Here is a 14,441-nt window from a genome sequence, read left to right as displayed (position 1 = left end):
TCAGGCCTCCGTCCCGAGATACGCCTCGACCACCCGGGGGTCGGCGGCGACGTCCGTCGGCGCGCCCGAGGCGATGACCTCGCCGAAGTCGAGCACCACCACCCGGTCGCAGATCTGCCGCACCAGGCCGACGTTGTGCTCGATGAGCAGCACGGCGAGGCCGTCGTCGGCCAGCGATCGGATGAGCCGGGCGAGCTCGCCGGCCTCCACCTGGTTCATCCCGGCGGCGGGCTCGTCCAGGACGATCAGGCTCGGGTCGGCCGCCAGCGCGCGGGCGATCTCCAGCCGCCGCTGGTCGCCGTAGGAGAGGGCGTTGGCGCGGGTCGTGGCCGCGTCCAGCATCCCGACGCGGCGCAGGCACCGGGCGGCGTGCGCGAGCGCGGCGCGCTCGTCGCGGCGCGCCGAGGGCAGCCAGAGCAGCCGCCGGACCAGGGTCGGCCGGATGACCAGGTGCCCGCCCACCAGCACGTTCTCGAGCGCAGAGAGCCGGCCGAAGAGCTTGGAGTGCTGGAACGTACGGCTCACGCCGGCGGCAGCCACGCGATGGACGGGGGCGCGCCCGGCGGTCACGCCGAGCACGGTGGCCTCGCCCGACGACGGCGCCACGAGCCCGCTGACCATGTTCACGAGCGTCGTCTTTCCCGCGCCGTTGGGCCCGATCAGGCCGAGCAGCTCGCCGCTGCGGATCTCCAGGTGGACGCCGCGCACCGCGTGCACGCCGCCGTAGTCCTTGCTCAGCCCGGCCAGCCGGACGACGACGTCGCCGCGCGGCGCGTGCTCGCGCGTGCGCAGCTCCGGATGGTCGGCATCGAGGTCGCCGTCCCCGGAGATGTCCGGCACCCGGATCCGGCGGGGCACCCAGCCGGCGAGGCCGCCGGGCAGGAACAGGATGACGACGAGCAGCAGCAGGCCCGCGACGAACGGCCGGATCCAGCCGGCCTCGACACCCAGGGCGCGCTGGACCTCGGGGATGACGGTGAGGAACGCGCTGCCCACCACGGGGCCGACGAACACGGTGGTGCCGCCCACCATTGCGGTGACCAGGCCGTCGATGGCCGCGGTGAACCCGAAGTCGGCGGGACTGACCAGGCGCACGGTGTACGCCCACAGGACGCCGTAGAGCCCGGCGACAGCGCCCGCGGTGCCGAACGCCCCCAGACGGTGCCGGCCGACGTCGATGCCCATCGCGCCGGCGGCGAGCTCGTCCTCGCGGATGGCCTCCAGGGCCCGGCCGTACCGGGTGGGCCCGGACCGCCAGAACCAGTAGGCGACCACGGCCAGCACGATCCAGGCGATCGCGGGCGTGACGATCTTGGGCACCGACATGCCCTGCGCGCCCCCGGTCCACTCGGCGTTGAGCGCGAAGATCCGTACGGCTTCGGCGAACCCGAGGGTGGCGATCGCGAGGAAGACGCCCCGCAGGTGCATGGTCGGCAGCCCGAGCACGATGGCGGCCGCCGCGCCCGCCGTCGTGCCGATGACCAGGGCGACCAGCAGGGCGGGGAGGTCCCCGACAACGGCGGGGTCCGGTGCCAGGAGCACGGAGGTGTAGGCCGCGACCGACGCGAAGCCGGCCTGGCCCAGGCTGAGCTGGCCGGCGTAGAGCACCGCGTAGAACGAGAAGGCGAAGATCGCGCCGAGCGCGATGAACGTGACGGTGGACTCGGTGAGCATCAGACCTGCCGGGCCCGACGTCCGCCGAACAGGCCCTGCGGCCGCAGCAGCAGAATCCCGAACAGCAGGGCGAACGCGATCAGGTCGCGCCAGGCCGAGCCCAGGTACTGCACCGCGAACACCTCGGCCACCCCGAGCAGGAGCCCGCCCACGAGCGCGCCAGGCAGCGAGCCCATGCCGCCCACCACGATGATCGCGAGGCCCTTGAGCTCGATGGCGGACCCCATGGTGAGCTGCGCCGAGTTCACGTTCATCGCGAACAGCGCGCCCGCCACCGCACCCAGCGCCGCAGAGATCGCGAAGGTCGTAGCGGTGACCCGGTCCACGTTCACGCCGAGCACGCGTGCCGCCGTCGGGTTCTCCGCGACGGCCCGCATCCCGCGGCCGAGCCGGCTGCGGGCGACGAGCCAGGTCAGCCCCACCACGAGGGCGAGACAGACCGCCACGATGACCACCTGCAGCAGCGTGACCTGGGCACCGAGCACGTCGAACCGGGTCGCCGGGAACGCATCGGCGGGGAAGCGCCGGGTCTCGGCGCCGTACCGCCACTGGAGCAGCGCGATCAGCATCCCCGCCACCGCTATCGAGGAGATCAGGCCGGCGAAGTGGGCGTCGGGCCGCCCCTTGAGCGGCCGGAACGCCACCCGCTCCACGATCAGGCCGAGCAGCGCGCCCACGACCGCCACCGCGGGCAGGGCCGCCCAGAAGGGCAGCCCGCCCACCGTGACCAGCTCGATGCCGATGAAGGCCGACGCCGCGAACACCGCCGGGTGGGCGAGGTTCAGCCGGTCGAGAATGCCGAACACGAGCGCGAAGCCGACGGCGAAGAGCGCGTAGATCGAGCCGATGAAGATCCCGTTGAGCAGCTGCTGCATGGCGGTCGGGCGATCAGTCGAGGACGGCGAACTGGCCGTCCTCGACGACCTGGACCACTGCCTCGTGCTCGGCGTCCCGCTCGTCGTTGATGGTCAGCTCACCCAGGACGGTTGCTGCGCCCTCGATACCCCCAAGGCCCTCCTTGATGGCGTCCCGCTCGCCGGAGCACGACGCGCGCACCGCGGCGTCGACCAGCATGAGACCCGTGTACGCCTGGGCGGCGAACTGGTCCGGCTGCGCCCCGTACTTCTCCTCGAAGTCGGCGAGGAACGCCGTGTTCTCCGGGTTGTCCGACGACGAGTTCCAGGCGGCGCCGACGACCACACCCTCGGCGGCGTCCCCGGCGTCCGCCATCAGCTTGGGGTTGTTGAAGCCGTTGCCGCCGACGATCGGCACGTCGATGCCGAGCTCGCGCGCCTGGGTGACCAGCGGGATCGCGGCCTCGATGAGGCTCGAGACCACCAGGGCGTCCGGGTCCGCCGCCTTGGCCTCGGTGAGCAGGGCGCGGAAGTCGGTGTCGGCCACCGAGAAGGTCAGGGTGTCGGCCACCTCGATGCCCTCCGCGTCCAGCGCGCCGGCGAACACCTCGCCCCCGGCCTCGGCGAGCGCGTCGTCGTTGGCGTGCATGACCACCACCTTCTCCAGGCCGTACTCGGCCTTCGCGGCGGCCACGGTCTGCGGGATCACCTGGGACTCGGTGAGCGAGTCGCGGAAGATGTACTCGCCCTGCGCCGTGATGCCGTCCACCGTGTTGGAGATGGCGAGCACCGGGACGCCCTCGTCCTGCGCGATCGGCTGCGCCTGGAACGCCGCGGTGGACAGCGTCGGGCCGATGATCACGCTCGCGCCGTCGGCGGCCGTGAGCTGCTCGAAGACCGCGATGCCCTGCTTGGGGTCGGTCTGGTCGTCCTCCACCGTCAGCTCGTACTCGACCCCGCCCTTGGCGTTGAGCTGCTCGGCCGCGAGCTCCAGACCTTTCTGCTGGGACTCGCCGTAGCTGGCGGCCGCGCCCGTGAGGCTGAGCGCTGCACCCACCGGCACGGGCGACGCGATAGTGCAGTCGTCGCCGGTGCCCTCACCGACGAGGCTGCCGCCGCTCCCGCCACCCTCCGAGGCGCAGGCGGTGAGCGCGACCGTCAGGACGGTGGCTGCGAGCAGAGCCGGACCACGGTGAGCCATGCGAGTCTCCAGGTCTTGACGACAGCGTCAGTTCAGGGGAAGAGATGGGCGAACGAGCCAGTGGCGGGGGAAATTCTGGCACGCGTGGGTGAATTGAGACACGACATTTCGCCAAGCCGCAAATGCTTGACACTTCGCCCCCTGACCGGAAGCGTCCGGCGCATGAACCGCAGAACGACCTTCGCCGCAGTCACCACCGCCCTCGTGGCACTGACGCTGAGCGCCTGCGCGCCGTCGTCGGACAGCCCGGAGCCCGGGACGGCCGCGGGGGAGGGGTGCGACGGCGAGGCCGTAGCCCTCGACGTGTGGTCCTGGCGCACCGAGGACGTCAAGACGTACGAGAAGATCTTCGACGCCTTCGAGGCGGCCAACCCGTGCATCACGGTGAACTTCCAGGCCCACCTCAACACCGAGTACGACCAGATCCTGCGCACCGGCCTGACCGGCTCGGACGGCCCCGACATCGCGCAGGTGCGGTCCTACGGCCTGCTCCAGCCGCTCGTCGAGGGCGGCAACCTGGAGCCGCTGGAGGACCTCGTCCCGGCGCTCGCCGACTTCGACGAGGCCATCCTCGACGGCTCGCGCGGCCGGGAGGACGGCGCGGTCTACGGCGTGCCGCTGGCCACCCAGACCATCCAGGTCTACTACAACACCGCGATCTTCGAGGAGCACGGCCTTCAGGAGCCCGAGACCTGGGACGACTTCATCGCGCTCAACGACACGCTCCTCGAGCACGACGTCACGCCGCTCGCCGTCGGCGCGCGCGACGGGTGGTTCGTGCCCACGGTGCACGACGCCCTCACCTCCGCCCAGTACGGCGGCGCCGACTTCCAGCAGGCCCTGCGCGACGGCGACACCGACTTCACCGACCCGGCCTACGTCGACTCGATCCAGACGCTCAAGGACCTGCAGAAGTACATGCCCGACGACGTGACCGGCGTGCCGTACACGGACGCGCAGGTCCTGTTCACCTCCGAGCAGGCCGCGATGTTCGCCGGCGGCTCGTACGAGCTCGCGTTCTTCCAGGACGCCAACCCTGACCTCGACCTCGGCGTCTTCCAGGTGCCCCCGCCGCCCGGCTCGGCCCTGGACCACCCGGTCACCGCCGGGTACGCGGACGGCAGCTGGGGCATGTCGGCCACCACCGAGCACCCCGAGGAGGCCGAGACACTGCTGAACTGGCTGGCCACGCCGGAGTTCGGGCAGCTCGTCGCCGACGAGCTCAAGCAGTTCTCGCCGATCCCCGGGGTCGAGTTCTCCGACCCGCTCCAGCAGGAGATGTGGGACCTGTACCAGGCGAACCCGGCGCCGTACCTGCTGCTCGTGGACTACCGCTACGGCGACCCCGTCGGCACGGACCTGATGGGTGAGGCGGGGCAGAAGCTGTTCCTCGGCGACACCGACGCCAAGGGTGCCGCGGAGATCATTCAGGACGGCCTGTCGGCCTGGTGGACGCCGGGCGAGTGAGCCGCCGTCGCACAGCGGCGCTGCCCACGTCCGTCGCACTCCTGTTCCTGCTGCCCGCCGCGGCGCTGTTCGCCGTCTTCGTGCTGTACCCGATGGCGACGGCGCTGACCTACTCGCTGTTCTCCTGGCGCGGCACCGCGCAGGAGGCGTTCGTGGGGCTGGACAACTTCGTCGCGCTGTTCACCACGGAGCCCTACCGCAGCCAGCTGCCGCGCGCGTTCGGGCACAACGCGCTCCTGTTCGCCGGGGCGATGGTCGTGCAGAACTCGGTGGGCCTCCTGCTGGCGTACGCGCTGCACAAGAGGGGCAGGCTGCGCCGGCTGTTCCAGGTGCTCTACACGATGCCGTACCTCGTGTCGCCGCTGGTCGTCGGCTACCTCTGGTCGCTGCTGCTCTCGCCGCTGTTCGGCCCGGTGAACGCTGCGCTGCGCGCCGTCGGCCTGGAGTCCGTGGCCCAGCCCTGGCTGGGCGACCCCGACACCGCCCTGTGGGTGGTGGTGCTGGTCACGGCGTGGCAGTGGGTCGGGTTCCCGCTCCTGATCTACGGCGCCGCGCTCGGGTCGCTCGATCCGGCGATGGAGGAGGCCGCGATGCTCGACGGCGCGAGCTCCCGCCAGCGGTTCTGGTACGTCACCCTGCCCATGCTGATGCCGGTGATCGGCACGGTGAGCGTGCTGACGTTCATCTTCTCCATGGAGGCGTTCCCGATCCCGTACGCCCTCGGCGGGTCCAGCGGCAGCCCGGCCGGCGCCACCGACGTCATGTCGCTCCTCTTCTACCGCACCGCGTTCCACTCGGGTGCCTCCAACGCGATAGGCATCTCGTCGGCGGTCGCGATCGTGTTGTTCGTCGTGATCGTCGGGGTGTCGGTGCTGTTCACGCAGTGGTTCCGCCGCGTGGAACGGAGGCTGACGTGAAGCGCTCCGGCGCCGCCCGCGCAGTGGCCGGCCGGGCCACCGTTAACGTCGTGCTGTGGGGCTACGCCGTCGTCGCGCTGGTGCCCCTGCTGATCATGGTCTGGAACTCGTTCCGGACCGACCAGGAGCTGGTGGCAGAGCCGCTCGGGCTGCCGGTCAGCCCGTCGCTGGACGCGTACCGCGAGGCCTGGGTCGAGGCGTCGTTCTCCACCTACTTCCTCAACTCCGTGCTGGTCACCACGGCGTCGGTAGCCCTGTCGACGGCGGTGTCGCTGCTGGCGGCGTACGCATTGGCACGGTCGCGCTCGCGGCTGATGGGCGTGATCGAGCAGGTCTTCGTGTCCGGCCTGATGATGCCCGTGTACCTCATGATCGTGCCGATCTTCTACCTGCTCGACACGATCGGGCTCGCCTCGACCCGGACCGGCCTGATCCTGGTCTACGCGGCGGTCTCGGTCCCGTTCTCGGTGTTCGTGCTGGCCACGTTCCTGCGGCAGCTGCCGGAAGAGCTGGAGGACGCCGCCCGGATCGACGGCGCGGGCCCGCTGCGCACGTTCTGGTCCGTGCTGCTGCCGCTCGTGCGGCCCGCGGTGGCCACCGTGGTGGTCTTCCGCTTCGTGCCGATCTGGAACGACTTCTTCTACCCGCTCATCCTCGTGCGCGACCGCACCCAGTACACGCTGCCGGTGGGTCTGACCACCTTCTTCGGGGAGTACCAGACCTCCTGGTCCACCCTGTTCGCTGGCCTGGTCATCGCGACGCTGCCGCTGGTGGTGCTGTTCCTCGTCGCGACCCGGCAGATCGTCGCGGGACTCACGGCCGGGATGGGTCGCTGACGGCAGCACGACGCCGATCGTCGCGCGACGACTTGCCGATCGTCGCGCGACGCCGAAGGCTGTGCGGCATGCCACCCGTTTGCATTCGGCGCCCGTGGTCGTGGGGCGTACCATTGACGGGTTGCCCGTGCGTCTGTCGCACACGGCTGTCAGCGAGCAGCTGCAACTGAGTTGAGCATCCCCGCGCCACCCCGGGACGCAGTACGCCGGCGTGCGCGCACCCCCGACATTCTGGAGACCATCGAAGTGAAGAGCGCCGTCGAGACCTTGGAGCCCACCAAGGTCAAGCTGACCGTCGAGGTGGACTACGACGAGCTCAAGCCGAGCATCGATCACGCCTACGAGCACATCGCGGAGCAGGTGAACATCCCCGGCTTCCGCAAGGGCAAGGTCCCCCCGCGGATCATCGACCAGCGGGTCGGCTGGGGCGCCGTGATCGAGCACGCCGTGAACGACGGGCTCTCCGGCTTCTACCGTGACGCGCTCGGCGAGACCGACCTGCGTCCGCTCGCCCAGCCCGAGATCGACGTGACCGACGTCCCGGCGAAGGCCGGCGAGGGCCAGCTGAAGTTCACGGCCGAGGTCGAGGTGCGCCCCGAGATCGTGATCCCGGAGCTCGCCGACGTCGACCTGACCGTCGACTCCACGACCGTCACCGACGAGGACGTCGCGGAGCGGATGGACGCCCTGCGCGAGCGCTTCGGCACGCTGGTGGGCGTGGACCGTCCGGCCGTCGAGGGCGACTACATCGTCATCGACCTGAAGGCCGTCATCGGTGCCGAGGAGGTCGACTCCGTCTCGGGCGTCTCGTACCAGATCGGCTCCGGCAACATGCTCGAGGGGCTCGACGAGGCCCTGACCGGCCTGTCCGCCGGCGAGACCACCACCTTCAAGGCGCCGCTGGCCGGCGGCGACCACGAGGGCCAGGAGGCGGACGTGACCGTCACCGCGACGTCGGTCAAGCAGCGCGACCTGCCCGAGGTGGACGACGACTTCGCCCAGCTCGCCTCCGAGTTCGACACGATCGACGAGCTCAAGGCCGACCTCACCACGCAGGTCGCCGGCATCAAGACCTCCAACCAGGCCGTCACCGCCCGTGACGCGCTCATGGAGAAGCTGCTCGAGACCGTCGAGGTCCCCGTGCCGACCGGCGTGGTCGAGGCCGAGGTGCACCGTCACCTCGAGTCCGAGAGCCGCCTGGAGGACGACGAGCACCGCGCCGAGGTCACCGAGGACGCCACCAAGGCGATCAAGAACCAGATCCTGCTCGACACCCTCGCCGAGAAGCTCAAGGTGCAGGTGAGCCAGGGCGAGCTCGTCGAGTACCTGGTGAGCGCCTCGCAGCAGTACGGCATGGAGCCGAGCGAGTTCATCAAGACCCTCGAGCAGGGCGGCCAGATCCCCGCCATGGTCGGCGAGGTCGCCCGCTCGAAGGCCCTTGCGGTCGCACTGCGCCAGATCGAGGTCAAGGACTCCGACGGCAACGTCGTGGACCTGAGCGAGTACATCGGCTCGGACGAGAACGACGAGGCCCAGGCGGCGCTCAACGACGCCGTGGCGCAGGCCCAGGCGGCCGGTGACGCCGAGGTCGAGGCGCCCGAGGCCGGTGTCGAGACGCCGGAGACGTCGGAGCCCGCGAAGGCCTGACGGACACCCGGCCCGAGCGGGCCGGAGCATGACGCGCGACGGCGGTCCGCACCCTCCGCGCGAGGCTGCGGACCGCCGTCTGCGTTCCCCAGACTTCGCCGTGGGCAGCACCGGTGCGCTGTAGGCGAAACGGCCGCCGAATCAGGAGTTCTGGCGGGCTGAGGCACGTTAGGGTCGAGCGACACGACGTCGTAGGACGTGGTCCAAAGACGAGAGTCAGAACCGAGGAGATGGACGTGAACGATCTGCTGCGGATGGATGCTGGGCCGGTAGCGCGGACGGAGGGTGCTGGCTTCGGGCTCAACGACTCCATCTACAACCGGCTGCTCAAGGAGCGCATCATCTGGCTGGGGTCGGAGGTGCGCGACGAGAACGCGAACGCGATCAGCGCGCAGATGATGCTTCTCGCGGCCGAGGACCCCGACAAGGACATCTGGCTGTACATCAACTCGCCCGGCGGCTCCATCACGGCCGGCATGGCGATCTACGACACCATGCAGTGGGTGAAGCCGGACGTCGCGACCGTTGCGATGGGCATGGCGGCCTCCATGGGTCAGTTCCTGCTGTCGTCGGGCGCCAAGGGCAAGCGGTACGCCACGCCCCACGCCCGCGTGATGATGCACCAGCCCTCGGGCGGCATCGGTGGCACGGCCACCGACGTGCGCATCAACGCGCAGCTCATCATGCACATGAAGAAGGTCCTTGCCGAGCTGACGGCCGAGCAGACCGGGCAGCCGCTCGACACGATCATCAAGGACAACGACCGCGACAACTGGTTCACCGCGCCCGAGGCGCTGGAGTACGGCTTCATCGACCACGTCGTGGAGAACGCCGCGTCGGTCTCCGGCGGCGGCGGCATGGACAGCTGACCGCCCCGATACGCATTCAGATCTTTTCAAGAGGAGACCATCGTGAGTCCTGAAGCCCAGTTCGTCGCAGCCGCAGAGCGCCTGGCCGGCGCACGTGCCCAGTCGGGCATGGGGCTGCCGTTCGCCACCGCCGGCGCCATGCCGTCCGCGCGCTACGTGCTCCCGCAGTTCGAGGAGCGCACCGCGTACGGCTTCAAGCGCCAGGACCCGTACACCAAGCTGTTCGAGGACCGGATCATCTTCCTGGGCGTCCAGGTCGACGACGCGTCCGCGGACGACGTCATGGCCCAGCTGCTGGTCCTGGAGACCCAGGACCCGGACCGCGACGTGATGATGTACATCAACTCGCCCGGTGGCTCGTTCACGGCCATGACGGCGCTGTACGACACGATGCAGTTCATCAAGCCGCAGATCCAGACCGTGTGCCTGGGTCAGGCGGCGTCGGCCGCGGCGGTCCTGCTGGCCGCGGGCCAGCCCGGCAAGCGCCTGGCGCTGCCGAACTCGCGCGTGCTGATCCACCAGCCCGCGATGGAGGGTGGCGGCTACGCGCAGGCCTCGGACATCGAGATCCACGCGAACGAGCTCATCCGCATGCGCGAATGGCTCGAGCTGACGCTCGCGTTCCACAGCGGCAAGACGCAGGAGCAGGTGCGCGAGGACATCGAGCGCGACAAGATCCTGACCGCCGCCCAGGCCAAGGAGTACGGCCTGGTCGACGAGGTGCTCGAGTCGCGCAAGCCGGTAGTGGTCGTGACGAACTGACCGCTTCGGTCAAGTCCGTCGAGACCCGCCGGTTCCCGGCGCCGGGGCCGTGCCACCAATACCGGTGGACGACGAGCCCCGGCGTCGGGCATTGTGGGACACGCCGCGCAGAACCTGACAAAATTGTCATGATCTGGTGAAAATCGGTCGGGCGACCCGCCGGGCCGCCCGGCTGACAACAGGCCACTGGTGGTGTGGAATGGATCTGAGACCGCTCGACGTTGCGGACGTGCTGGGCCAGCCGGCCTGTGCGGGAATCCGCGAGGGTGCACAAGGCGAGGAGACAGGTAGTGGCGCGAATCGGTGACGGCGCGGAACTGCTGAAGTGCAACTTCTGCGGTAAGTCGCAGAAGCAGGTGAAGAAGCTGATCGCCGGGCCGGGCGTGTACATCTGCGACGAGTGCATCGAGCTGTGCAACGAGATCATCGAGGAAGAGCTCGGTGAGGCTGCGGAGCTCGGTCTGACAGAGTTGCCCAAGCCCCGCGAGATCTTCGACTTCCTCGAGCAGTACATCATCGGCCAGGACCCCGCCAAGCGCGCCCTGGCCGTTGCCGTCTACAACCACTACAAGCGGATCCAGGCGGGCGAGGCGGGTCGGTCGATCAGCCCCGACGACCAGGACCCGGTCGAGATCGCCAAGTCGAACATCCTGCTCATCGGCCCGACGGGCACGGGCAAGACCTACCTGGCGCAGACGCTCGCCAAGATGCTCAACGTGCCGTTCGCCATCGCGGACGCGACCGCCCTCACCGAGGCCGGCTACGTGGGCGAGGACGTCGAGAACATCCTGCTCAAGCTCATCCAGGCCGCTGACTATGACGTCAAGAAGGCCGAGACGGGCATCATCTACATCGACGAGGTCGACAAGGTGGCCCGCAAGGCCGAGAACCCGTCGATCACGCGCGACGTGTCCGGCGAGGGCGTGCAGCAGGCGCTCCTGAAGATCATCGAGGGCACCACGGCGTCGGTGCCGCCGCAGGGTGGGCGCAAGCACCCGCACCAGGAGTTCATCCAGATCGACACGACGAACGTGCTGTTCATCGTGGCCGGCGCGTTCGCGGGGCTGGACGACATCGTGGCCGCCCGCTCCCGCAAGCGCGGCATCGGGTTCAGCGCCCCCATGCCGTCCATCGTGGAGGACGAGGACCTCTTCGCCGAGGTGCGGCCCGAGGACCTGCAGAAGTACGGCCTGATCCCCGAGTTCATCGGCCGGCTGCCCGTCATCGCGTCGGTCTCGTCGCTCGACCGCGACGCGCTGGTGCGGATCCTCACGGAGCCCAAGAACGCGCTCGTGAAGCAGTACAAGCGCATGTTCGAGATCGACGGCGTGGAGCTGGAGTTCGACGAGGAGGCCGTCGGCGCGATCGCCGAGCAGGCCCTCCTCCGCGGCACCGGGGCGCGCGGCCTGCGGGCCATCCTCGAAGAGGTGCTCCAGCAGGTCATGTTCGACGTGCCGAGCCGCGACGACGTCGAGCGCGTGGTCATCACCCGCTCTGTCGTGCTCGACAACGTGAACCCGACGGTGGTCCCGCGCAAGAGCCCGGTCCGAGGCCGTCAGCCGCGCGAGAAGAGCGCCTGACCGTAGCGAGAGACAGAACGGGGGCCGGAGCGCTGATCAGCGCTCCGGCCCCGTTTCTGTCCCGGCCTCACGTCGGCAGGGGTCCTGCTCCGGCAGGTTCGGGATATGTCAGTGGGTCGCCGCCGGCTGGGTGTTCGGCAGCGTGGCGCCGTACAGGGCGTCGATGATGTCCGCGAAGTCGGCGAGCACCTTGGCGCGCTTCACCTTGATGGACGGCGTGAGGTAGCCGTTCGCCTCGGTGAAGTCGATGTCGAGCACCGTGATCTTGCGGATCGACTCCGCCTTGGAGACCGCCTCGTTCGCGTGGGCGACGGCCTTGTCGAGCTCGGCCAGGACCCGCTCGTGCATGCGGGCCTGGTCCACCGTCAGCTTGGGCAGGCCGTTCGCGGCGCACCAGCCGGGCAGCATCTCGGCGTCGAGCGTGACGAGGGCGCCGATGAAGGGGCGCTGGTCGCCGACCACCACGACCTGGCTCACGATCGGGTGGGCGCGCATCCGGTCCTCGAGCACGGCCGGGGCGACGTTCTTGCCGGCGGCCGTCACGATGATCTCCTTCTTGCGCCCCGTGATGCGCAGGTGGCCGTGCTCGTCGATGCGGCCGAGGTCACCGGTCCGGAACCAGCCGTCGACGAAGGCCTCGGCGGTCAGCTTCGGCTCGTTCCGGTAGCCGCGGAAGATGTGCGGTCCGCGCAGCAGCACCTCGCCGTCGTCGGCGATTTTGATGCCCGTGCCGAAGAAGGCCGGGCCCACGGAGCCGATCACAATCTGGTTCGGCCGGTTGACCGCCGTCGGGGCGGTGGTCTCCGTGAGGCCGTAGCCCTCCAGGATGGTCACGCACGCACCGCGGAAGAAGTGGCCGAGGCGTTCGCCGAGCGGCGCCCCGCCCGAGACCGCCCACTTGAGCTGGCCGCCCATCGTCGCCTTGAGCTTGCTGAAGACCAGCCGGTCGGCGATCGCGTGCTTCGCCTTGAGCGTGCGCCCGGGGCCCGACGGCGCGTCCAGGGCTCGCGAGTAGTCCTCCGCGACCCGGGCGGACCAGGCGAAGATCTTCGCCTTGAGGCCCGACGACGCCCTCTGCTCCGCGCTGTTGTAGACCTTCTCGAACACGCGCGGCACGGCCAGGAGATAGGTCGGGCGGAACGAGCCGAGGTCGCCGACGAGGTTCTTGATGTCCGGGGCGTGGCCCAGCACCGCGTTGCCCGCGATCGTCGCTACCTCGACGAAGCGCGCGAACACGTGCGCGAGCGGCAGGAACAGGAGCGTGCGGGCGTTCTCGGCCTGGAGCAGCTCGGGGATGCCGACGGCGGCGTTCATCGTCAGGTGCGCGAAGTTGCCGTGCGTGAGCTCGACGCCCTTGGGACGGCCGGTCGAACCGGAGGTGTAGATGATGGTCGCCAGGTCGTCGCGCCGGACGGCGTCGCGCCGCTCGGCCACGATGCCGGCGGAGAGGTTGGTGCCCGCCAGACGCAGGCCGAACACGGCGTCGTCGTCGATGAGGAGGACGTCCTCGAGCGTGGGCAGTTGGGAGCGCACCCGGGCGACGACGTCGGCGTGCGCGGCGGACTCGACGACGGCGAGGCGGACGTCGGCGTCGGACAGGATCCACTGGACCTGCTCCGCCGACGACGTCTCGTAGACCGGCACGGCCACTGCGCCGGCCGCCCAGATCGCGAAGTCGAGCAGCGTCCACTCGTACCGGGTGCGCGACATGATCGCCACGCGGTCGCCGGCGCCGATGCCACGGGCCACGAGGCCGCGGGCGACGGCGAGGACCTCGTCCTCGAACTGGCGCGCAGACACCTTGATCCACGGGCCGTCGGGTGAGTCACGCCGCTCGATGAGCGCCTCGTCTCCGGAGCGGGCCACCCGGTCCGCGAGGATCGTGTTGATGCTGGTGCCCTCTGGCACCTCCACCAAGGCCGGCGACGTGACGAGTGTCATCTGCTGCTCTCCGTTGAAGTCTTGAAGAGGTGAAGCCTCAGTTCCGAGCCTTCACCAAGTTGCGTGCCTGCTCGGCAGACTGTAGCCGATCCACGTCGCAGGTCGGAACAGCCTTCGCCCGTGGTGGCCTCGGGCGGATAACCTCTTCTTGTGTCTGACAACGAACCGACCAGCGCTCCTGTGCCGTCCGAGATCCTCCGGCTCCGCGGGAGCATCGACAACATCGACGCAGCACTGGTGCATCTGCTGGCCGAGCGGTTCAAGATGACGCGGCGGGTGGGGGAGCTCAAGGCCGTGGGCGGCCTGCCCCCGGCGGACCCGTCGCGCGACCAGGAGCAGATCGACCGGCTCACGAGCATCGCCGAGGAGTCCGGTCTGGACCCCGAGTTCGCCGTGCAGTTCCGCCAGTTCATCGTCAGCGAGGTGATCCGCCACCACGAGCTGATCGCCGCGCAGCACAAGGGCGACAACCTGCCTGAGGTCGATACGTACGCTTGAAGAGGTTGACCAACGATTGGCGTGGCTTTACCTGCTCAGGGCGGGCCGCCGACGTCGGCTAGAAGTATTTCTTGTGCAGGTCACAGCTATTTCCGGCACAGGGGTGGCGTCCGCCCGCGATCCGTCGTTTCCTGGAGGGAACGCCGGGGCGGGGTCCTGCGGTAGGGCATCATCTCGACCTCGGCGGGAGACGCG

General features: G+C 69.7%; 12 protein-coding genes. 8 read left to right on the top strand and 4 right to left on the bottom strand.

The window, feature by feature from the left end; translation table 11 throughout:
• The 3 genes from C8K30_RS01925 to C8K30_RS01915 are packed head-to-tail and all read right to left on the bottom strand — an operon-like array spanning position 1 to position 3,729.
• Positions 1-1,674 carry an ATP-binding cassette domain-containing protein gene (locus C8K30_RS01925; RefSeq protein ID WP_108491188.1) on the bottom strand — a complete coding sequence of 558 codons (1,674 nt, stop codon included), beginning with the start codon at positions 1,672-1,674 and terminating at the stop codon, positions 1-3.
• The gene (locus C8K30_RS01920; protein ID WP_108491187.1) at positions 1,674-2,549 is read right to left on the bottom strand and encodes a branched-chain amino acid ABC transporter permease; all 876 of its coding nucleotides are present in this window, start codon (positions 2,547-2,549) and stop codon (positions 1,674-1,676) included. Before C8K30_RS01920 ends, C8K30_RS01925 begins: the two co-directional genes overlap by 1 nt.
• 13 nt (positions 2,550-2,562) lie before the next feature.
• The gene (locus tag C8K30_RS01915) at positions 2,563-3,729 is read right to left on the bottom strand and encodes an ABC transporter substrate-binding protein (protein ID WP_108491186.1); all 1,167 of its coding nucleotides are present in this window, start codon (positions 3,727-3,729) and stop codon (positions 2,563-2,565) included.
• A gap of 162 nt (positions 3,730-3,891) precedes the next feature.
• Between C8K30_RS01915 and C8K30_RS01910 the strand changes: the two genes are divergently transcribed.
• The 7 genes from C8K30_RS01910 to clpX all read left to right on the top strand — a co-directional run bounded on the left by C8K30_RS01910 (position 3,892) and on the right by clpX (position 11,807).
• Positions 3,892-5,196: an ABC transporter substrate-binding protein gene (locus tag C8K30_RS01910; protein ID WP_108491185.1), complete on the top strand. Its 1,305-nt coding sequence runs from the start codon at positions 3,892-3,894 to the stop codon at positions 5,194-5,196.
• On the top strand, positions 5,193-6,113 hold the full coding sequence (locus C8K30_RS01905; protein WP_233256921.1) for a carbohydrate ABC transporter permease: 921 nt from the start codon (positions 5,193-5,195) through the stop codon (positions 6,111-6,113). Before C8K30_RS01910 ends, C8K30_RS01905 begins: the two co-directional genes overlap by 4 nt.
• The gene (locus C8K30_RS01900; RefSeq protein ID WP_233256920.1) at positions 6,110-6,949 is read left to right on the top strand and encodes a carbohydrate ABC transporter permease; all 840 of its coding nucleotides are present in this window, start codon (positions 6,110-6,112) and stop codon (positions 6,947-6,949) included. The genes C8K30_RS01905 and C8K30_RS01900 overlap by 4 nt, the downstream gene beginning before the upstream one ends.
• Before the next feature lie 246 nt (positions 6,950-7,195).
• Positions 7,196-8,596, top strand: a complete 1,401-nt coding sequence (gene tig / locus C8K30_RS01895; RefSeq protein ID WP_108491183.1) for a trigger factor — start codon at positions 7,196-7,198, stop codon at positions 8,594-8,596.
• Between the two features lie 230 nt (positions 8,597-8,826).
• Positions 8,827-9,465 carry an ATP-dependent Clp protease proteolytic subunit gene (locus C8K30_RS01890; RefSeq protein WP_369939118.1) on the top strand — a complete coding sequence of 213 codons (639 nt, stop codon included), beginning with the start codon at positions 8,827-8,829 and terminating at the stop codon, positions 9,463-9,465.
• A 42-nt stretch (positions 9,466-9,507) separates the two neighbouring features.
• Positions 9,508-10,227, top strand: coding sequence for an ATP-dependent Clp protease proteolytic subunit (locus C8K30_RS01885; RefSeq protein WP_108491182.1), 720 nt, complete (start codon positions 9,508-9,510; stop codon positions 10,225-10,227).
• 290 nt (positions 10,228-10,517) lie between these two features.
• On the top strand, positions 10,518-11,807 hold the full coding sequence (clpX, locus tag C8K30_RS01880; RefSeq protein WP_108491181.1) for an ATP-dependent Clp protease ATP-binding subunit ClpX: 1,290 nt from the start codon (positions 10,518-10,520) through the stop codon (positions 11,805-11,807).
• A gap of 108 nt (positions 11,808-11,915) precedes the next feature.
• On the opposite strand, the gene C8K30_RS01875 is transcribed toward clpX, so the two are convergent.
• Positions 11,916-13,748, bottom strand: coding sequence for a long-chain fatty acid--CoA ligase (locus tag C8K30_RS01875; RefSeq protein WP_108491180.1), 1,833 nt, complete (start codon positions 13,746-13,748; stop codon positions 11,916-11,918).
• A gap of 150 nt (positions 13,749-13,898) precedes the next feature.
• Here C8K30_RS01875 and C8K30_RS01870 point away from each other — a divergent pair, with 150 nt between their 5' ends.
• Positions 13,899-14,246 (top strand): chorismate mutase, encoded by a 348-nt coding sequence (locus tag C8K30_RS01870; protein ID WP_233256919.1) that lies wholly within the window; start codon positions 13,899-13,901, stop codon positions 14,244-14,246.
• Positions 14,247-14,441: the final 195 nt, after the last annotated feature.

This window comes from Promicromonospora sp. AC04 (assembly GCF_003058225.1).
In the GTDB taxonomy this organism is placed as follows: domain Bacteria; phylum Actinomycetota; class Actinomycetes; order Actinomycetales; family Cellulomonadaceae; genus Promicromonospora.
The sequence above is the reverse complement of the archived record's forward strand: the minus strand, read 5'-3'. Positions and strand labels throughout refer to the sequence as shown.

Coding starts and splice junctions, on each gene's coding strand:
- C8K30_RS01925 (WP_108491188.1), bottom strand. CDS start 1,674: ATGCTCACCGAGTCCACCGTCACGTTCATCGCGCTCGGCGCGATCTTC.
- C8K30_RS01920 (WP_108491187.1), bottom strand. CDS start 2,549: ATGCAGCAGCTGCTCAACGGGATCTTCATCGGCTCGATCTACGCGCTC.
- C8K30_RS01915 (WP_108491186.1), bottom strand. CDS start 3,729: ATGGCTCACCGTGGTCCGGCTCTGCTCGCAGCCACCGTCCTGACGGTC.
- C8K30_RS01910 (WP_108491185.1), top strand. CDS start 3,892: ATGAACCGCAGAACGACCTTCGCCGCAGTCACCACCGCCCTCGTGGCA.
- C8K30_RS01890 (WP_369939118.1), top strand. CDS start 8,827: ATGGACGTGAACGATCTGCTGCGGATGGATGCTGGGCCGGTAGCGCGG.
- C8K30_RS01875 (WP_108491180.1), bottom strand. CDS start 13,748: ATGACACTCGTCACGTCGCCGGCCTTGGTGGAGGTGCCAGAGGGCACC.